We start from the raw sequence: 19,184 nt of genomic DNA, 5'->3' as shown, positions 1-19,184 counted from the left end.
GAAGGGCGACCTGAAGCGGATCGTAAGGGCGGTGCGGCAGAGTGATCTCTGTCAGCACGGCACACCTCAAGGAGAACCCGATGCGCAAGCTGGTCAACTCGACGTACATCACCCTCGACGGCGTGATCGAGAACCCGAGCTGGACGATGCCCTACTTCGACGCCGAGGCGCAGGAGTTCGCCGGGGCGCTGACCGAGGCGGCCGACGCGATGCTCATGGGCCGGGTCACCTACGACGGGATGTCCGCCGCCTGGCCGACGCGGGACGAGAGCGACCCCAGCACCGGCGCCGCCTACTTCAACGGCGTGAAGAAGTACGTGGCCTCCACCACGCTCACCGATCCCGCCTGGAACAACAGCGAGGTGATCCAGGGCGACCTGGTCGAGGCGGTCCGGGCGCTCAAGGACACCGAGGGGAAGAACATCATCCAGTACGGCTACGGCTCCGTCACCGCCCAGCTCGTCCAGGCCGGCCTGGTCGACGAGGTGCACTTCTGGATCTGCCCGGTGCTCGTCGGCGGCCCCAGCCTGACCACGCCGCTAGGCGAGATCGCGTCCTCGTTCGCCCTCACCGGGACCCGGGTGCACAAGAGCGGGATGATCATCGCCAGCTACGCCCCCGTGCAGTGAGGCGAAGCGCTCCGCGCCGAGTGCGGCGACCAGCCGGGCGGTGACCCGGTCGATCTCGTCGCGCTCGGCCGGGGCGGCCGGCGCCTCGAACCGCACCCGCCGGGCGGCCGCGTCGCCGAGCACCCGCGCGGCCTCCACCGGGTCCGGGATCACCGCGGCCAGGCCCTCCAGGGCCGCGATCCCGTCGCGCGGCGAGCCCATCGCCTCGGCCGCGGCCAGGGCCTCGCGGTGCAGTGCGGCCGCACCCGCCGGGTCGCCCCGGGTCTCGGCCGCGTAGCCCAGTTCCACCAGGACCATCGGCAGGTACAGCGCCGGCTGCGCCTCGGCCCGCCCCTGCTCGGCCAGCCGGCCCAGGTGCTCGCCGGCCACGTCCAGCCGGCCCTCGCGGCGGGCGCCGATGCCCAGGCCGAGCTCGGCGAAGACGATCGCGCTCGGGTTGCCCTGGGCGGTGGCCAGCGCGAAGGCCCGCTCGCCGAGCTCCCGCGCGGCCGCGTACTCCCGGGTCTGCACGGCCAGCCAGGACAGCCACGACAGCTTGCTGGCCACCTCCGGCCACAGCGCCAGCTCCTCGGCCCAGCGCAGGCCCTCGCGGTGCAGGGCGGCCGCCCGCGCGTGGTCGCCGCGCATCTCGGCCAGCCCGCCGACCCAGTCGGTGGCCTGCAGCCGGCCCCAGCGGTCGCCGAGCTCGGCGAACATCGCGGCGCAGCGGGTGCCGTGCCGCTCCAGCGCGTCGAGGTCGCCGGTGGCGTGGGCGAGCATGGCCCGGGTGATCAGCGTCGCCGCCGCCACCCAGCGGTCCGCCGGCCCGTCCGGCAGCAGGTCGGCGGCGAGGGCCAGGTCGTTCCGCCCGAACACGGCGTTGGCGACGAACCAGCGGGCCAGCTCGGAGGCTCCGTCCAGCGCGGACCGCACCTCGTCCGGCACGGCCGGCGCCCCGAGCAACAGCGCGAAACCGAGACCGAAGGCCCCCGGCGCCGCGACGGCCCGGAAGGCCCGATGGGCCTCGGTGAGCCGGCCGCGCAGGAACCAGTACCAGCTCAGCGCGACCGGCAGGCGGGGGTCGCGGCCGTGGCCGAGGGCGGCGGCGAGGTTCGCGGACTCGGCGTCGAGCACGGCCAGCCAGTGCGGCTGCTCCGGCCCGCGCAGGAGCGGGTCGGCCCGCTCGGCGAGCGCCGTGTAGTAGGCGGCGTGCCGGTCCCTGACCTTGTCCGCGTCGGGCAGCCGGCCGGCGGCGAACGCGGCGACCGACTCCAGCAGGCGGTACCGTGGCGAGATCCCGGTCTCGTCGAGGACCACGAGCGACCGGTCGACCAGCCGGGCGAGCAGGTCCAGGTCGGCCTCCCCGACCTCCTCGGCGGCCTCGGGGGTGCAGCCGCCGGCGAAGACCGACAGCCGGGCGAGCACCGCCCGCTCCTGCTCGTCGAGCAGGTCCCAGCTCCAGGTGATGACCGCGGTCAGGGTCCGCTGCCGCGCGGGCACGTCCCGCTGCTGGGTCGCGAGCAGGGCGAACCGGTCGTCGAGGCGCTCCACGACGCCGCGCAGGCCCAGTGCCCGGACCCGGGTCGCGGCCAGCTCGAGCGCGAGGGGCAGCCCGTCGAGGCGCCGGCACAGCTGGGCGACGGCGGGCGCGGTCCGCTCGTCGAGGCGGAACGTGCGCTGCTGGGCGGCGGCCCGGGCGGCGAAGAGGCGGGCCGCGGCCGAGCGCCGTACCGCGTCGACGTCCCCCTCGTCCGCCGCCAGGCTCAGCGGCGGCACGTCCCAGACCAGCTCGCCCGCGATGCTCAACGGCTCCCGGCTGGTGGCGAGCACCCGCACGCCGGGCGCGTCCCGCAGGAGCCTTCCGGCGAGCGTGGCGGCCGCGGCGACGACGTGCTCGCAGTTGTCGAGCACGAGGGTGAGAGCTCTGGACCGTACCGACGCGAAAAGACGATCCTCGGCGGTCAGGTCGGTGCCGGCCGACTCGCGGACCCCGAGCGCGGCGAGCACCCGCTCGGCGATGTCCTGCCCGGCCGGGACCGGCGCCAGCTCGACGAACACGACCTCGTCCCGCCCGAGCGCGCGGACCGCCTCGGTGGCCAGCCGGGTCTTGCCCACCCCGCCCGGACCGACCAGCGTGACCAGGCGCTGCCGGGGGAGCAGGGCCCGCAGCTCGGTCAGCGCCTCGGCCCGCCCGACGAGCTCGTCGAGCCGGGCCGGGAGGGCGTTGCGGACGAGCGCCGCCGCCGGTCGGGGCGCCGGGGCGAGGGCGGCGTCGTGGCCGAGGATGCGCCGGTGCAGGGCGACCAGCTCGGGGCCGGGATCGAGGCCCAGCTCGTCGGCGAGCCGGTCGCGCAGCTCCGCGTACGAGTCGAGCGCCTCGGCCTGCCGCCCGGCCGCGTACAGGGCCCGCAGGTGCAGCGCCCGCAGCCCCTCGCGCAGCGGGTGGCGGGCCACCAGCCCGGCCAGGTCGGCGGCGACGAGGTCGTGCTCCCCGCGGGCGAGCCGGGCCTCGGCCAGCCGCTCGTGGACGGCCAGGCGCTGCTCGGCCAGGCGGGTCGCCGCCGCGCGGACGAACTCCTCGTCGGCCATGTCGGCGTAGGGCTCGCCCCGCCACAGCCCGAGCGCCTCGGTGAGCGCCGCGAGCTCGCCGGACGCCGCCAGCCGGTCGAACCGGTCGGCGTCGACGGCGCCGGTGCGCAGGAGATAGCCCGGCGCGCGGGACTCGATCAGGTCCCGGGCCCCGGGCTCGGCGTCGTTGAGCGCCTTGCGCAGCTGGGAGACGCGCACCTGCAGCGCCCCGGCGGGGTTGGCGGGCGGCTCGTCGCCCCACAGGTCGTCGATGAGCCGGTCGGCCGAGACGACGTGGTTGCGGTGCACGAGCAGGTCGGCCAGCAGCACCCGGACCTTGGTGCCCGGCACGACGACGGGCTCGCCGGCGTCGGTGGTCACGGCGAGCGGCCCGAGCACCCCGAACTGCATCGCAAGCCAGCCTAAAGCAGACCGTAAGCGCAGCTCGCGATGGTGGCCGCATGGAAATCTACTGCGAGGAGCACGGCACCCTCGGCACCCGCCCGCTCGTCCTGATCCACGGCGCCCTGTCCGGCATCGGCACCTCGTTCGGCACCCTGCTGCCGCTGCTGGCCAAGACCCGCCGGGTGATCGCGGTCGAGCTGCAGGGCCACGGCCGCACGCCGGACATCGACCGGCCGTTCACCGTCGAGCACTTCGCGGCCGACGTCGTCGAGCTGCTCGACCGGCTCGGGATCGAACGGGCCGACGTGCTGGGCTGGAGCATGGGCGCCGCCGTCGCGCTGCGGCTCGGCACCGACCACCCGGACCGCGTCGGGCGGCTGGTGCTCGCGTCGGTGAGCTTCCACAACGGCGGGATGCACCCGGGGCTGCTCGACGGCATCGCGGACCTGCAGCCGGAGCACCTGCACGGGTCGGAGTTCCACGAGGAGTACGTGCGCACCGCCCCCGACCCGGCCGGCTGGGCGAACCTGGTGACCAAGATGAAGGCCCTCGACGCCGACCTGCCACAGTGGACGGCCGAGCGGATCCGGGTTCTGGCCGCGCCGGTCATGCTGATCCTGGCCGACTCCGACATCATCCAGCCCGAGCACGCGGTCGAGATGTTCCGGCTGCTCGGCGGGGGAGTGCCGGGCGACCTGACCGGCCTGCCGGCATGCCGGCTGGCGATCCTGCCCGGCACCACCCACACCACGGTCCCGCAGCGCGCGGACTGGGTCGCCCCCATGGTGGAGGAATTTCTCGCTATCCTCGACGATCGTCCATGAATCGTCGGGGGGGAGCAGTCATGGAGTGGAACGCGGCATGCCGGCGGGTGATCGCCTTCACGGTGGCCTACGCGGTCCTGATCGCGCTGGTGACGGTGCTGGTGCTCGCCTACGGTGACCTCCCGCGCGAGCTGCAGGCCAAGGCGGTCTGGCTCTTCATGCTGATCCTCGGCTACGTCGCGCTCGGCATCTCCGTCGGCCTGCTGATCTCGCTGGCGTTCTACATCTACGCCGCCGTCCGGCAGACCCGGGAGCACGGCGCACCCGCCTACGGCCACCTCGGCTTCTGGGGCGCCGGCGCGTTCGTCGCGCTCTGGGTGGCCGGGCTGGTCATCCCGTCCCTCCTCGCGGTGAGCGTCCTGCGGCTGGTCGGCTGCGCGCTGCTCATCGCGGGCGTCGTGCACACCCGCGCCTGGATCCGCGCGAAGGTCGCCCCCGGCCGCCCGTACGCCGCCGACCGCTACGACCTGGTCACCGGCGGCGAGACGTCCTCGCCGATCGCGGCCCAGCCCACCGCGGACGACTGGAACGCCTCGCAGTGGGACCCGGACGTGTTGAAGGACATCGAGCGCCGCCGGTACCGCCAGCACCCCGACCGCTAGGCCCGGCGCGCCCGGCGGCCGCCGAGGAACAACCCGAGCCCGACCGCGAGCAGCAGCAGCCCGAGCGTCAGCGGCCCGCTCAGATCCGTGCCGGTCACCGCGAGCGCGGGGCTGCTCGCCGGGGCGTCGGCGGCCGCGGCGACCGTGACGGCGAGGGCCATCGTGCGGACCGTGCCGTCGGGCGCCGCGCCCTGGGCCGACACCGTGTGGGCGCCGGTCGCGAGGTCGGCCGGCACCGTGATCGGGGCCGAGAAGGCGCCGTTGCCGTCGGTGGTCACGGTGCCCAGGGTCTGCGGCGTGGAGTACAACGTGATGACGACCGTCGAGTGCGGCGCGAACCCGCTGCCGATGAACGTGATCTGCTCGCCCGCCGCCAGCTGCTCGATGTTCCCGCGGTCGGTGGTCAGCGTGGTCGTCGTGGTGGGCGCCGGCGGCGTGGCCGGGGCGACCGGCGCGGTGGCGGTCACCGCGGCCGAGGCCGTGCTGGCGGCCGAGTCCCCGGTCGGGGCGTTGGCCACGACGGTCACCGTGGTCGGCGTGCCGGCCACCGCCCCGAGCACGCAGCCGGTCGCCTGGGCGCCGGTCGCGGTGCAGGTGGCCCCGCCCGGGCTGGCGGTCGCGGTGTACCCGGTCACGCCCGCGGCGCTCGACGGCGTCCAGCCGACCTGGATCGAGGAGACCTGCGCGGTGGCCGTGACCCCGCTCGGCGCGTCCACGCCGACGTGCACGGTGATCGTCTGGTTGACCGACCCGTTCACCGTCACGGTCGCCGTGTAGTCGCCCGCCGGGCCGGTCGGGGTGCCGGTGATCGCGCCGCTCGCCGGGTTCAGCGCGAGGCCGGGCGGCAGGAGGCCCGAGGTGACGCTGTACGAGTACGGCGGCAGGCCACCGGTCGCCGTCACGCTCGCCGTGTAGGGCGCGCCGACCGTGGCCGCCGGAAGGACCGGCGCCGGCAGGGCGAGGGCGGCGTGGACGACGATGGTGAGCGCCTTGTCCACGGTCGCGGCGCCGGCGTCGGTCGCCCGGACCGTGAAGTTCGCCGTCCCGGCCGTGGTCGGGGTGCCGGTCAGGGCGCCGGTCGACGGGTCGAGCGACAGCCCGGCCGGGAGGGCGCCCGCGACGATGCTCCAGGTGAACGGGGCGGTGCCGCCACCGGCCGCGAGGGTGCCGGTGAACGCGGTGCCGGCCACGGCGTCCGGGAGCGTGTTGGTGTTCACCGTCGGCGCCGCGGTCAGGGTGAGGGCGAAGGCCTGGGCGGCGGTGCCCCCGCCGCCGTCGGTGACCGTGACGGTGAAGTTGTACGTGCCGGCGGAGGCGCTCGGGGTGCCACTCAGCTCGCCGGTGGCCGGGTCCAGGCTGAGCCCGGCCGGCAGGGCGCCCGCGGTGACCGCGTAGCCGTACGGCGTGAGGCCGCCCGCGACGCCGATGGTCGCCGTGTACGCCGCGCCGGTCCCGGCCGCGGGCACGGTGGTGCCGGTGATCGCGATCTCCGGGACGACGGTCAGGGTGTACGTCTGCTCGTCCGTGGCGCCGTCGGTGTCGGTGACCGTCACCGCGAACTGGGTGGCGCCCGCCGGGCCCGTCGGGGTGCCGGTGACGGCGCCGGTGCTCTGGTCCAGGCTCAGGCCGGTCGGCAGGGCGCCGGTCGTCAGCGCGTACGTGTACGGGGCGGTGCCGCCGGTGGCCGTCAGCGAGGCGGTGTAGGCGCGCCCGACGACGCCGGGCGGCACGGGTGCCGTCGAGCCGGACAGGGCGGCCTGGACGGTGAGGTCGAGCGCCTTGGTGGCGGTGTCGGTCCCGTTGGTGACGGCGAAGGTGACCGTGGCGGTGCCGGCCGGGCCGGTGGGGGTACCGGTGATGGCGCCCGTCGCGGCGTCGAGCGTCAGTCCGGCGGGCAGGGTGCCGCTCTGCACCGACCACGCCGGCGTCCCGGCCAGGTTGGCCGCCTGGAGCGAGGCGTTGTAGGCGGTTCCGGTCAGGGCGCCGGGCAGCGTGGCCGTCGAGACCACCGGGTGCACGTCGACCAGGCCGACCACGACGTCCTGCAGGCCGCCGCCCACGTTCGGGACCGTGCTGGTGACCGTCTTCGTGCCGGTGTTGATGATGCTGACCGAGCCGGCGTTGATGTTGGACACGTAGGCCTTCGTGCCGTCGGGGGTGAACCCGACGCCGTAGGGGCCGGTGCTGGAGCCGAGCGGGATCACCCCGGTCCGGGTCTTCGAGTCGAGGTCGACCACGGCGACGTCGTTGCCGTTCTCGTCGGCGACCCAGACTGCGGTGCCGTCCGGGGTGAACGCGAGCCCGTTCGGGCGGGCCCCGGTGATGACGCTGCCGGTCTTGGTGTTGGTGGCCGTGTCGATGAGGCTGACGTTGTTGTCCTGGTGATCGGTGACGGCCACGGTGCCGCCGTCCGGCGACACCGCCACCCGGTACGGGAAGGAGCCGGTGGGGACCCTCGTGATCAGCGAGCCGTCGGACAGCTTGACCACCGCCAGGCCGGAGCCGTCGGCCGCGTAGAGCCGGGTCCCGTCCTTGCTGAGCGCGACGTCCATCGGGTAGCTGAGCCCGGTGATCGTGTCGACCTTGGTCATCGTGGCCGTGCTGACGACGTAGACCTTGCCGCCGCTGGGATTCGCCGTGTACAGCCGCGATCCGTCCGGCGACAGCGCCAGCCCGTACAGCGAGTCGCCCAGGTTGACGTCGCTGGTGATCGTCATCGTGGACGGGTCGATGGTCACGACGTTGCCGGCCAGTCCGGACGCGTAGATCTTCGAGCCGTCCGGCGCGATCACGAGGTCGTTCGGGCCCCAGTTGCCCGTCCGGCCGTTGCCGAGCTTGGTGTCGGAGGCCACGTCGAAGTACGAGATCCAGGAGAACCAGTTGCTGGCCACGAACGCCCGCAGGGTCAGCGACTCCGGATGATGAGCCGGTGCCGCCGCCGCGGCGACCGGACGGCCGGCTACCGCCAGCATGATGAGACAGACACCGAACGCACCGGTCAACCGTTTCTGCACGCGACACAGAGTAGTGGATCGATTACGGAAGGGTGGGCCCCCTCCAAAATCGGGCGTGCGAGCGTGTATGCCATCGGGAGGTGCCGGTGCAGAAGGCAGAGGAGTCGTTCCGCCGCTACGTGGGGGACCGGCTGGTGGGGTTGACCCGGGTGGCGTACCTGCTGACCGGCGACGTCCACCAGGCCGACGACCTCGTGCAGGCCACGCTCGAGCGGGTCGCGTCGCGGTGGGAGCGCATCGAGCGGCACGGCGACCCGGACCCGTACGTGCGCCGCGTGCTCTACTCGCAGCACGTCTCGGCCTGGCGGCGGCACCGCGGGCGGGACGTGCCGGTCGCCGAGCCGCCGGAGCCGCCCGGGTCCCGATCCGGGTCCGACGACCACAGTGGACGGGTCGTGCTGTCGGTCGCGGTCGCCCAGGCGCTGTCCCGGCTGAGCCGGCGGCAGCGGGCGGTGCTGGTGCTGCGGTACTTCGAGGACCAGACCGAGGCCCGCACCGCCGAGATCCTGGGCCTGTCGGTCGGCACGGTGAAGAGCTACGCCCGCGCGGCCCTGGCCCGGCTGCGCGAGGTCGCGCCGGAGCTGGCCACCGCCGGAGAGGGGAGCTGAGGTGCAGGAGCCGAACACCGATGCCGTCCGGGCCGCGCTGACCGCGGTCGCCGACCGGATGCCGCCGCCGCGCTTTCCCGAGCGCGCGTGGCGGCGGGGCCGGCGCCGCCGCCTGGCCCGCGCCGCCGGAACCACCCTCGCCGTGGTCGTGGTGCTGCTGCTGGCGATCCCGGTCTGGTGGTCCACCGGCCCGCACGGCGCCGAGCCCGCCACGCCGAAGCCGGACCACTCGGCGGGGGTGGTGCCCTCCAAGGTGTACCTCCCGTGGCTGTGGCAGGCCACCATCGCCGACTCGCCGCCCGGTCGGGCCGCCGTGGTCTTCGACACCGTGGAGGGCCGCTACCACGACGGCTCGACGGTCGTGATCGGGGCCGACGGCGCGTACCGCATCCGGAAGCTGCCGCAGGGCCCGATCCGCCGGGACGTGTCGCCCGACGGCCGGCGGCTGATCGTGGGCGCCGACCGCATCCTCGACCTCACCACCGGCGGGACGAGCGCCGTGCCCGGCGGCGAGCCGCTGGCCTGGTCCCGGGACAGCCGGACGGTCGCCTCCTGGGACGCCGACAGCCGCGGCGACCGGGTCAACCTCGTCGGCGTCGACACGGGCCTGGTCACCACGGTCTACACCGCCGGCTCAGTCGCCCCGGCCTACACGGTCGAGCAGGCCAAGGCCCCGGTCGAGAGCATCTCGCCGGCGGGCCTCGCCATCGCGCCCGACGGGTCGGCCGTGGTGATCCCCGTGGTCCGCGACGGCCAGAGCCGGCTGCTGGCGGTCGACCTGTCCGGCAAGGTGCGCTGGGACGTGCCCACCTCGCGGCTCGGCCTGGACGAGCCGATCCACTACAGCGCCGACGGCCGGTACGTGGCCACGACCGCCTACCAATGCCCGGACGCCACCCCCACCTGCACGGTCGAGAAGGTGCGGACGGTCGTGGTCCTCGACGCGACCACCGGCGCCGAGGTGCGCCGCCCGGGCCGCGCCGAGCGGGTGCTGGGCTTCCGCGGCGACGACGTGGTGGCGGTCCGCGCCGACCCGGGCCGCAACACCGTGATCGTCCAGCTCGGCGTCGGCGGCGAGCGGACCCTGGTGACGCTGGACCGCGACGTGAGCGCCGTGACCATGCCGCTCGACCTGGTGGAGCGGGGCAGCTTCGGCGGCCCCGAGGTGCGCCCGAACCCGTTCGCCGCCCCGCTCTGGGTCTACGCCCTGATCGCCGGCTTCGTCCTGCTGTTCGTCGCCGTCCGCAAGGGCGTCGGCTGGCTCATCGAACGGCGGCGGTAGGGGCCCTGAGCTTGTGCACCACGAACCCGACGAGCACCAGGGCCCGCTGCGGGAAGGCCTAGGGTGTCAGCATGGCGCCAATGACCCCAGATGTTCCCCAGGTGACCGGGCATCAGCCGCGGGCGTTGTCGGCGCGGGAGATCGCCGCCGAGTACGAGACCGGGACGCCGTTCGACCTCAGTGCGTGTGTCAGCGAGCAGATCCACCTGCTCGGGCGGGTGCAGTCGCACGGGGCACTCGTCGCCGTCGACGAGGAGACGCTGCAGGCGGTCGTCGTCAGCGACAACGCCGCCGCGGTGCTCGGCGGCGACCCCAGCCGGCTGGCGGAGCTGCTGGGTGCGGAGCAGGCCGAGCTGGTCCGCCGCAGCGCCGCCCCGGTCAGCGCGTTTCTCGAGGTCGAGGTGGGTGAGCGGGCGTTCGATCTCAGCCTGCACCGGGGTGACGGGCTGCTGATCTGCGAGTTCGAACCGGCGGGCCGGAAAAAAGCGCAGTTCACCCGGTTGTACAGCCTGTTCCGCTCGGCCACGCAGGATCTCGGCGACAAGGCGACGGTCGAGGAGCTCTGCCAGGCGGCGGTGCGCGAGATCCGGCGGCTCACCGGCTACGCGCGGGTCGTGGCCTACCGGTTCGACGGGGACGGGCCGGGGCAGGTGATCGCCGAGGAGGCCGACGCCGACCGGGAACCGTGGCTGGGGCTGTGGTTCCCGGCGACCGACGTCCCGCCGCAGGCCCGCCGGCTGTACACGCGGAACTGGATCCGGGTGATCGCGGACGTCGACGATCCCGGTGCGGGCCTGGTGCCGCCGCTGCGGCCGGGGACCGATCGGCCGCTGGACCTGTCCGGGGCGGCGCTGCGGACCGTGTCGCCGTTCCACATCGAGTACCTGCGCAACATCGGCGTCGCCGCGTCGATGTCCGTGTCGCTCATCCACGAGGGGCGGCTGTGGGGGCTCATCGCGTGTCACGGCAGGCAGCCGACGGTGCTCGGACCGGAGCAGCGGGCCGCCTGCGAGATGTTCGGCATCGCGCTGTCGCTGCAGCTGGCCGCGCTGGAGCGGCAGCAGCTGGCCAGCGCCGAGGCCAGGGCGCGCCGGGCGATGGTCGCGCTGCTGGTCGACGCGGCCGACACGCTGCCCGGCGGGCTGGTGCACGGGGAGCCGAGCCTGCTCGACCTGATCCCGGCCGACGGGGTGCTCGTGCGGGCCGGCGGCGAGACGGTCACGGCCGGGCGGGTGCCCGACGCCGCGGCCCTGCTGGAGGTCGTGGCCGGGCGGGGCGAGGTCGGGCGGGCCTGGAGCACCGACCGGCTCGGCGAGGTCGACCCGCGCGCGGCCGCGCTCGCCGGGACCGCCAGCGGCATCCTGGTGCTGCGGCTGTCCAGCACCGACGTCGTGGTCTGGTGCCGGGGCGAGGCGTCGCGGGACGTGCGCTGGGCCACCGACCCGGGGCGGCCGGTCGTCTCCAGCCGGTACGGCCACCGCCTCACCCCCCGCGGCTCCTCGGCCGTGTGGCGGGAGACGGTGCGCGGCCGCTCGACCCGCTGGAGCCGCGTCGAGCAGACCATCGCGGCCGACCTGTGGCACGCGATCGCCGGAGTGGTGCTGCGCCGGGCCGAGGAGCTGGAGTCCTTCGCGCACGTGGTGTCGCACGACCTCAAGGAGCCGCTGCGGGGCATCGCGCACGCGGCCGCGTTCATCACCGAGGACGCCGAGGACCTCGATCCGACCACCGTGGCCCGGCTGGACACCATCGGGCGGCTCGCGGTGCGGATGGACGATCTGCTCAATGCCGTCATGCGGTACGCCATGCTGGGCCGCGGCGAGACGCCCGCCGCCGAGGTCGAGCTGGACACGGTGCTGGACGAGGCGCTGGAGTCCCTGGCGCCGGCCATCGCCGAGCGGGGCGCCACCATCCACCGGGACACCCCGCTGCCGGTCGTGCGCGGCGACCGGATCCGGCTCTACGAGGTGCTGCAGAACCTGGTGTCCAACGCGGTGAAGTACGCCGCCGCCGAGCGCGCCCCGGCCGTCCACATCGGAGCGGCGGGGGACGCCGTGTACGTGCGCGACAACGGCGTCGGCATCGCCCCCGACCGGCACGAGGAGGTGTTCCGCATCTTCCGCCGGCTCAGCGGCGGCGAGGGCGCCGGCGTCGGGCTCACCATCGCCCGCCGGATCGTCGAGCGCCACGGCGGCCGCATGTGGCTCGAGTCGACGCCCGGCGAGGGCTCAACCTTCTGGTTCTCCGTGTGAGCCGATCCAGTAGTCGACCGCGTTGGCGATCGCGCCGCGCATGAGGGTGAAGTTCACCGACTTCACCAGGTAGCTGCTCGCCCCGGCGGCGTAGCAGGCGTCGACGTCGCGCGGGTTGGTCGAGCTGGTCAGCACCACCACCGGCAGGTCGTCCAGCGACGACTCGGCCCGCACCGCCCGCAGCACGTCGATCCCGGACAGCCCGGCCAGGTTCAGATCGAGCAGCAGCAGCCGGGGCCGGGTCAGGCCACCGGCGGTGAGCCGCGCGACGACGCCCTCGCCCGACGGCAGATGCTCCAGGTGTACGGCCGGGTGCGTGCGCCGCAGCGCCCGCCGGACCGCCTCCACGTCCTGCACGGAGTCCTCGACGAACAACACGAGGTCACTCATCGGACACGTCGACCTCCGCCCATGCGAACACCACACCGTCGCGACCGCTCTGGCTGACGCTGTACCGCTGCGCGACCTTCGCCACCAGCCAGGCCGGGTCGTCCGGGCCGGCGACCGCCGCGACCGCCCCGGCATCGGGCCCGGCGCCGCGCAGCTCGGCCCGCACCGTCCGCCCGGCCCGGGTCAGCACCAGCTCCATCGCCGGCTGCCCGGCCAGCACCGCGGCCGCCACGAGCTCGCTGACCGCGAGCGTCACGTCGTCGGCGGCCCGCTCCGGCACGCGGGTCGCTTCGAGCGCGGACCGTACCGCGCGCCGGGCCTCCGCCGCCGCCTCCTTCGCGCCCGGCAGCGCGACCCGGCACAGCTCCCCGCCGCGCAGCCGCAGCGCGAGCAGGGCCAGGTCGTCGTCGCTGCCGCCGGAGCGGAAGGCGTCCACGGCCGCGTGCACCCGCGCGACGAGCTCGGCCGCGTCCGCCGTGCCCGCCCCGGCCAGCGCCGCGCGGACCCGTTCGGCCCCGAACAGCTCACCGTCCCGGCGGGCCTCGACGAGCCCGTCGGTGTACAGCAGCACCGCGTCGCCGCCGCCCGCCTCCACCAGCACCGGCTCCAGTTCGGCGTCGGGGATGACGCCGAGGAGGGGGCCGTAGACGCCGAGCTCCTCGACCTCGCCGCTGGCCCGTACCAGCACGGGAGGCGGATGGCCGGCGTTGACGATCCGCAGCTCGGCCCGGCCGTCGCCGAGGCGCGCCTCGACCACCAGCGCGGTGCAGAACGCGCCGTCCTCGTCCTCGTCCAGCAGGGCCCGGTTGAGCCGCTGCAGCGCGCGCGGGGCGCCGGCGCCGGACTCCAGCAGCGCCCGCAGCGTGTGCCGGGCGAGGGCGGTGCGCCCGGCCGCGTCGGCCCCGCGGCCGCACACGTCGCCGATGACGAGCGCGACGGCGCCGCCGGGCAGCGGTACCGCGTCGTAGAAGTCGCCCCCGACGTCCAGCGACGGATCGCCGGCCTCGTAGCGGGCGGCCAGGTCCATCCGCGGCAGCACGGGCAGCGAGGGCGGCAGGAGCCGGCGCTGGAGGGCGAGCACGGCCGCGTCCCGCCGCTCGTACAGCAGCGCGTTGTCGATCGCGATGGCCGCCCGCCGGGCCAGGTCGCTCAGGAACTGCGGCCCCGGCAGGCGGGACGGCCGCCCGGACGCGCGCTCGGTGAGCACCATGGTGCCGACGTGGCGCTCCCGGGCCAGCAGCGGCACGAGGCGCACCGAGTCGGGTCGCAGCCAGCCGGGCAGGGCGGGGCGGACGTCCTCGGCGTCGCGGGCGGACCGTACCGCGTCCCGCAGCGCCACGTCGCCCGGCAGCTCGGCCCGCATCCGCCGGTCGACCCGCGCGTCGACGTGTGCGGAGGCGACGAGATCGGCGCCGTCCAGGTAGATCAGGCAGCCGTCGGCGAGCGTCGGGGCGGTCAGCCGGGCCACCCGCTGCAACGTGTCGGGCAGGTCGAGGGACTGCTCCATGACCACCGACGCCTCGGCCAGGAACGCGATGTTGGCCTGCTCGGCCCGGTGCAGCTCGGCCACCGCGAGCCGCTGCAGCACGGGCGCCGCCGCGGCCGCCGCGAGCTCGACCGCCGCCACCGCCGCGCCGGCATCGGCGCCGTCCTTGAGCAGGCCGACCAGCGTGGCCGACCCGTGCGGCCCGGTCGCCACGGTCAGGTGCACGGCCGCGGCCAGCCCGGCCTCGCGCAGCGGCGCCGCGTCCGCGGGCGTGAGCACCCGGACGGTCCCCGGCGCGGGCCCGGCGGCCACCAGGCAGGTGAGCGGCCCGTCACCCACGGTTGCCAGCTCGGGCTCGTCGGTGTGCCAGGCGAGCGCGGCCCCGACGGTCCCGGCGGGCTCCTGCACGACGGCGAGCGCCTCGGCCGCGACGGCGGTGAAGTCGGTCGCCTCGGCCAGGCGCAGCGCCAGCTCCAGCACCCGCGCCTCCCCGCTCACCTGAGGAAACATACCCCGTTTGCCGTTCCGGCAAAGAACTTGGCGGTACGGGCAACCACGGCCCATCGTGGTCGCCATGACCGAACAGGAGTGGGAGGACCGGTACCGCGCGCAGGACCGGCTCTTCAGCGGCAACCCCAACGGCGTGCTGGTGACCGAGGTCACCGCCCTGGAGCCGGGCCGCGCCCTGGACGTGGGCTGCGGCGAGGGCGGCGACGCGCGGTGGCTGGCCGCCCGCGGCTGGCGGGTGACCGCGACGGACATCGCCCCGACCGCCCTGGCCCGCGCCGCGGCCGCCGACCCGTCCGGCACGGTCACCTGGACCCACGCCGACCTGAGCACCACCCCACCTCCGGCCGCCGCGTTCGACCTGGTCTCGGTGCAGTACTTCCCGCTGGAGCGCGCGGCGGGCGACGCGGCGCTGCGCGGGCTGCTCGCCGCGGTGGCGCCGGGCGGGCTGCTGCTGTACGTCGGGCACGACACGGCGGACGTGCCCGATTCCGCGCCGTTCCGTCCCGAGGACTACTACCACCCGGCCGACGTGGCCAAGCTGCTCGGCGAGGACTGGACGGTGCTGGCCGACGAGACCCGCCCGCGCACCGCCCCGGCCCCGCCCGGCACCCACCACCGCAGCGACACGGTGCTTCTCGCCCGCCGCCGGCCCGCCCGGTGACGGCTCCCGATCCGGTCGCCATCGCGGCCGGCATCGCCGAGCGGGAGCACGTGCAGGACGTCCTGAAGCTCGCCCAGCGACGCATCGCGACCGGGCGCCCCGCGTTCGCGGCCGACCTCGGGATCGCGCTGTGGCGGCGGCACGGGCACGACGAACGGCCGCCGTGGCAGTACCGCAGCGCCCTCGACCGGATCGTGCGGCTGCTGTGCCTCTCGCCCGGCACCGTGCCCGACGCGGTGCGGCTGATGGCGGTCGTCGGGGCGGGCCGGCCGGTGCGGCTCGCGGCGGCGCTGCTCGCGGGCGGGCACGGACCGGAGGAGCTCGGGCCCGCACTGGGCGGGGACGCGCCGGGCGAGCTGCTGGCCTGCCTGGTGCACGAGCTCGCGCTGCGCGGCCGGTCGGTGCGGGCGCGGCCGCCCGCCGGCCATCCGCTGGCCTGGCTGCCGGGGCCGCTCACGGCGATGGAGGGGCGGCCGGCGATGCCGCGCTACAGCCTCGACGGGACCGGCGGGGTCCTGCCTTCCGAATCGTCGACGTTCCTCGCTGAGGCCGGCCCGGTACCGCCGCTGCGGGAAACCACCACCGAGGAGGTCTCCGGGGCGATCGAGGCGGCCGTGCGCAACTGGGCGCGGGAGTCCAACGGCCGGGTGGAGTCGCGCACGTACGAGCTCGGCGCCGAACTGGTCCCGGGTGCCGTCGCGGCCACCCTGCGCGGGCTCGGGCTGGAGTGCTGCGAGGGGCTCACCACCGTCGGCACCGGCTTCGCCGGGAACGCCTGGCGGCAGCTGTTCACGGCCGCGTCGGGCGGCGGGGCCTACAGCGCCGGCGAGTACGGCGCCTACGGCCGGCTCGCCGCCTGGCGCTCGATCGGCGCGCTGGCCGGCGCCCCGCCGGGCGCGACGGCGGGCGGGACCGAGGCGGCGGCGCTCGCGGCGAGCTGGTACGCCTTCGCCGGCGCGAGCCCGTGGTTCGCCGGCGTGGCCTGGGACATCGGGCTGGCCTGCGTCTCCGCCGACGGGCGCCGGCTCGCGCTGCTGGCCGCCACCGACACCGACTAGGGAAGCGACGGGGCGGTGGCGCGGAGGCGTTCGGCGTCCTGGCCGGGCGGGGCGCCGAAGAGGCGGCGGTACTCGCGGTTGAACTGCGAGGGGCTGTCGTACCCGACGAGGTGGCCCACCCCCGCCACGTCGCCGGCCCGGGAGGTGAGCAGCGAGCGCGCCTCCTGCAGCCGGATGCGCTTCTGGAACTGCAGCGGGCTCATCGCGGTGATGGCGCGGAACTGGCGGTGGAAGGCCGAGACGCTCAGGCCGGCCAGCCGGGCCAGGTCGGCCACGCGCATCGGCTCGGCGTAGTTCGCGTGCAGCCAGCGGATCGCCCGGTCGACGTGGGTGAGGCCGCTACCGGCCTGCCCGATCGCGCGCACCACGGCCGCGTGCGGGCCGGTCAGCAGGCGCCACAGGATCTCCTGCTCGACGAGCGGGGCGAGCACCGGGATGTCGGACGGGCGGTTCAGCAGACGCAGCAGCCGTACCGCGGCATCGAGCAGTTCCGGCTCCGCCGGTCCGGTGGCCATCGCCATCGGCAGCACGCGCTCCGGCGGCGGCAGGCGCAGCAGCAGCGGCGCGATCGCCTCCGGGCGCAGCGCGAGCCCCATCCCGAGCGCGGGGCGAGTGGGAGTGGCCCGCAGGAAGTGGCCGCTGACCGGGAGCGTGGTGGTGACGATGAGCACGTCCCCGGCCCGGTACTCGAAGACCTGCTCGCCGAGCAGCAGCCGCTTGCCGCCCTGCGCCATGACCACCAGCAGCGGCTCGGTCAGCGAGTGCTCGGGCGGCGAGGAGTCCACTTTGGACAGTACTAGCCCGTCGATCGCGGTCCGCAGATCGGGCCGCGCGTGGGCGGCGATGAGCCGGCGCAGTTCGTCGAGCAGCACGTTGCCCACTCTTGCCCAGCCGAGCAGGATCGTGCAAGAGGTCGCGCGGATCGGTCTACCGGCCGCGGCCCCGGTGGCGTTGGCTGGAGTCATGCCACTCGACCACTACCTGACCCTCGGCCGCTCCGGCCTCCGCGTGAGCCCCCTGGCCCTCGGCGCCATGACGTTCGGCGAGGATCCCGGCGCCGCCGGCTGCAGCGTCGAGGAGTCGGAGAAGATCCTCGCCGCGTACCTCGAGCAGGGCGGCAACTTCGTCGACACCGCGAACTTCTACACCAACGGCCACTCCGAGCGCATCCTCGGCGACTATTTCGCGGCCCGGCCGGGCGAGCGCGACCGCGTGGTACTGGCGTCGAAGTTCTTCACGAACATGCACCCCGGCAACCCGAACGCGGGCGGCGCCGGGCGCTCCGCGATCCGCTTCCAGCTCCACGAGACCCTGCGCCGGCTGCGAACGGACCACCTGGACCTGTACTGGCTGCACAACTGGGACCGCAACACCCCGATCGAGGAGACCATGCGCGCCCTGGACGACCTGGTGCGGGAGGGCGCCGTCCGGTACATCGGCTTCTCCAACACCCCCGCCTGGCTGACCGCGCAGGCGCACACCCTGGCCCTCCTGCGCGGCTGGACCCCCCTCGTCGCGCTGCAGGTGGAGTACTCCCTCCTGGCCCGAACGGTCGAGGGCGAGCTCGCGGCGTTCGCCCGGGACCAGGGCCTCGCGCTGGTGCCGTGGAGTCCGCTGAAGAACGGCTTCCTGTCCGGCAAGTACCGCCGCGACGCCGAGACCCCCGACTCGGCCCGCAGCGCCTTCGTCGGCCGGCCGACCGACGCCGACCACCTGGTGATCGACGCCGTCAACGCGATCGCCGACGACCTGGGCACCACGGCGGCGGCGGTCTCCCTGGCCTGGCTGCGCGCCCGTCCGGGCACCGTCATCCCGATCGTCGGCGCCCGCCGCCTGGAACACCTCCGGGGCAACCTGGCCGCCCTGGACGTGACGCTGACCCCGGAGCAGATGGCCACCCTGGACGCGGTCTCGGCCCCGGACCTGAACTACCCCGCCCCGCTGCACGGCCCCTTGCGCGCGATGCTGCAGTTCGCCGGCTCCACCGTGGACGGCGAGGCGTCCCAGGTGTACCCGCCGTTGCTGCAGAGCTCAATCCGGTACTAGCCGCGCGGTTGGGGTCCCGGGACGTCGACGTCGATGGCGAGGACGCGGCCGGAGCCGGGGGTGACCATCTCCGCCTCCGTCATGCCCTGCCAGGTGGCGGCGGTGATGTAGAGGGTGGAGCCGCCCAGGGCGCACGCGAAGCCGCCGCGGTCCAAGGGGACGGTCTGCAGCACCTCGCCCCCCTCGGTGACGCGGGTGCAGTGGCGGTTGGGGACGTCGGCGTACCAGACGGCGCCCTCGGCGTCCACGCAGATGCCGTCCGGGACGTCGGTGCCGAGGTCGGCCCAGACGCGGCGGTTGGTGAGGGAGCCGTCGGCGGTGATGTCGAAGGCCAGGAGGTGGTGGCGGTAGGAGTCGGCGACGAGCAGGGTGGTGTCGTCGGGGGTGACCGCCATGCCGTTGGGGAAGGCGATGTCGTCGGCCGCCGGGCGTACCGAACCGTCCGGGGCGACCAGGGTGACCTGGCCCGGGGCGAAGTCGGCGCCGCTCATCGGGTCGAAGCCGGCGCCGTTGACGTAGAGGTGGCCGCGGGTGTCGGCGGCGATGTCGTTCCAGCCGGGGCGGCCGAGGTCGGCATGGGTGGACAGGGTGCCGTCCGGCGCCACGCGCAGCAGGCGGCCGGTGGGGGAGTCGACCGCGATGAGCGTGCCGTCGGGCAGGAAGGCGATGCACAGCGGCAGCGAGGCGACCCGGGCGATCACCTCGTTCGGGGCGTCCGGGGCGTCCGGGGCGGTGGTCAGGATCTCGCCGGCGGACCAGTCGCAGTAGTACAGCCGGCCGTCGTGCCAGCGTGGGGACTCGACCAGCCCGCGGCCGTCCACCAGTGTGCGCAGTTCGCTCATCGCGTCTCCCAAGTCCGGTCGTCGTGGC

General features: G+C 75.2%; 15 protein-coding genes. 9 read left to right on the top strand and 6 right to left on the bottom strand.

What is annotated here, in order from left to right:
• Nucleotides 1-80: 80 nt before the first annotated feature.
• Nucleotides 81-629 (top strand): dihydrofolate reductase family protein, encoded by a 549-nt coding sequence (locus tag ACQP00_RS39295; protein ID WP_433206295.1) that lies wholly within the window; start codon nucleotides 81-83, stop codon nucleotides 627-629.
• Here ACQP00_RS39295 and ACQP00_RS39290 read toward each other — a convergent pair.
• Complete coding sequence (locus ACQP00_RS39290) at nucleotides 540-3,587, bottom strand: BTAD domain-containing putative transcriptional regulator (protein ID WP_433206292.1); 3,048 nt, start codon at nucleotides 3,585-3,587, stop codon at nucleotides 540-542. The genes ACQP00_RS39295 and ACQP00_RS39290 overlap by 90 nt on opposite strands.
• A gap of 50 nt (nucleotides 3,588-3,637) precedes the next feature.
• Here ACQP00_RS39290 and ACQP00_RS39285 point away from each other — a divergent pair, with 50 nt between their 5' ends.
• The gene (locus tag ACQP00_RS39285) at nucleotides 3,638-4,405 is read left to right on the top strand and encodes an alpha/beta fold hydrolase (RefSeq protein WP_433206289.1); all 768 of its coding nucleotides are present in this window, start codon (nucleotides 3,638-3,640) and stop codon (nucleotides 4,403-4,405) included.
• A 20-nt stretch (nucleotides 4,406-4,425) separates the two neighbouring features.
• Nucleotides 4,426-5,007, top strand: coding sequence for a hypothetical protein (locus ACQP00_RS39280; protein ID WP_433206286.1), 582 nt, complete (start codon nucleotides 4,426-4,428; stop codon nucleotides 5,005-5,007).
• On the opposite strand, the gene ACQP00_RS39275 is transcribed toward ACQP00_RS39280, so the two are convergent.
• Nucleotides 5,004-8,021 carry a putative Ig domain-containing protein gene (locus ACQP00_RS39275; RefSeq protein ID WP_433206283.1) on the bottom strand — a complete coding sequence of 1,006 codons (3,018 nt, stop codon included), beginning with the start codon at nucleotides 8,019-8,021 and terminating at the stop codon, nucleotides 5,004-5,006. The two genes, ACQP00_RS39280 and ACQP00_RS39275, sit on opposite strands and share 4 nt — an antisense overlap.
• 86 nt (nucleotides 8,022-8,107) lie before the next feature.
• On the opposite strand from ACQP00_RS39275, the gene ACQP00_RS39270 reads away from it, so the two are divergent.
• From ACQP00_RS39270 to ACQP00_RS39260, 3 genes are all read left to right on the top strand, one after another.
• A complete protein-coding gene (locus ACQP00_RS39270; RefSeq protein WP_433206280.1) occupies nucleotides 8,108-8,629 on the top strand; it encodes a SigE family RNA polymerase sigma factor in 522 nt (173 codons plus the stop codon).
• A 1-nt stretch (nucleotide 8,630) separates the two neighbouring features.
• Nucleotides 8,631-9,911 carry a hypothetical protein gene (locus ACQP00_RS39265; RefSeq protein ID WP_433206277.1) on the top strand — a complete coding sequence of 427 codons (1,281 nt, stop codon included), beginning with the start codon at nucleotides 8,631-8,633 and terminating at the stop codon, nucleotides 9,909-9,911.
• 80 nt (nucleotides 9,912-9,991) lie between these two features.
• Nucleotides 9,992-12,163 carry an ATP-binding protein gene (locus ACQP00_RS39260; protein ID WP_433206274.1) on the top strand — a complete coding sequence of 724 codons (2,172 nt, stop codon included), beginning with the start codon at nucleotides 9,992-9,994 and terminating at the stop codon, nucleotides 12,161-12,163.
• Here ACQP00_RS39260 and ACQP00_RS39255 read toward each other — a convergent pair.
• On the bottom strand, nucleotides 12,140-12,553 hold the full coding sequence (locus ACQP00_RS39255) for a response regulator (protein ID WP_433206271.1): 414 nt from the start codon (nucleotides 12,551-12,553) through the stop codon (nucleotides 12,140-12,142). The two genes, ACQP00_RS39260 and ACQP00_RS39255, sit on opposite strands and share 24 nt — an antisense overlap.
• Entirely contained in the window at nucleotides 12,546-14,537 is a 1,992-nt protein-coding gene (locus ACQP00_RS39250; RefSeq protein ID WP_433206268.1) for a PP2C family protein-serine/threonine phosphatase, read from the bottom strand. The genes ACQP00_RS39255 and ACQP00_RS39250 overlap by 8 nt, the downstream gene beginning before the upstream one ends.
• A 76-nt stretch (nucleotides 14,538-14,613) precedes the next feature.
• Here ACQP00_RS39250 and ACQP00_RS39245 point away from each other — a divergent pair, with 76 nt between their 5' ends.
• Together ACQP00_RS39245 and ACQP00_RS39240 are read left to right on the top strand one after the other, a co-directional pair.
• A complete protein-coding gene (locus ACQP00_RS39245) occupies nucleotides 14,614-15,210 on the top strand; it encodes a class I SAM-dependent methyltransferase (protein WP_433206265.1) in 597 nt (198 codons plus the stop codon).
• Entirely contained in the window at nucleotides 15,207-16,268 is a 1,062-nt protein-coding gene (locus ACQP00_RS39240) for a DUF6183 family protein (protein ID WP_433206263.1), read from the top strand. The genes ACQP00_RS39245 and ACQP00_RS39240 overlap by 4 nt, the downstream gene beginning before the upstream one ends.
• Here the strand turns inward: ACQP00_RS39240 and ACQP00_RS39235 are convergent.
• Nucleotides 16,265-17,140 carry an AraC family transcriptional regulator N-terminal domain-containing protein gene (locus tag ACQP00_RS39235; RefSeq protein WP_433206261.1) on the bottom strand — a complete coding sequence of 292 codons (876 nt, stop codon included), beginning with the start codon at nucleotides 17,138-17,140 and terminating at the stop codon, nucleotides 16,265-16,267. The genes ACQP00_RS39240 and ACQP00_RS39235 overlap by 4 nt on opposite strands.
• A gap of 91 nt (nucleotides 17,141-17,231) precedes the next feature.
• On the opposite strand from ACQP00_RS39235, the gene ACQP00_RS39230 reads away from it, so the two are divergent.
• Nucleotides 17,232-18,314 carry an aldo/keto reductase gene (locus ACQP00_RS39230; RefSeq protein WP_433206258.1) on the top strand — a complete coding sequence of 361 codons (1,083 nt, stop codon included), beginning with the start codon at nucleotides 17,232-17,234 and terminating at the stop codon, nucleotides 18,312-18,314.
• Here the strand turns inward: ACQP00_RS39230 and ACQP00_RS39225 are convergent.
• Nucleotides 18,311-19,156 (bottom strand): SMP-30/gluconolactonase/LRE family protein, encoded by an 846-nt coding sequence (locus ACQP00_RS39225; RefSeq protein WP_433206255.1) that lies wholly within the window; start codon nucleotides 19,154-19,156, stop codon nucleotides 18,311-18,313. The two genes, ACQP00_RS39230 and ACQP00_RS39225, sit on opposite strands and share 4 nt — an antisense overlap.
• Nucleotides 19,157-19,184: the final 28 nt, after the last annotated feature.

Source organism: Dactylosporangium sp. CS-047395, assembly GCF_050942185.1.
GTDB lineage: Bacteria > Actinomycetota > Actinomycetes > Mycobacteriales > Micromonosporaceae > Dactylosporangium.
This window is presented reverse-complemented; position numbering and strand designations above follow the sequence as displayed.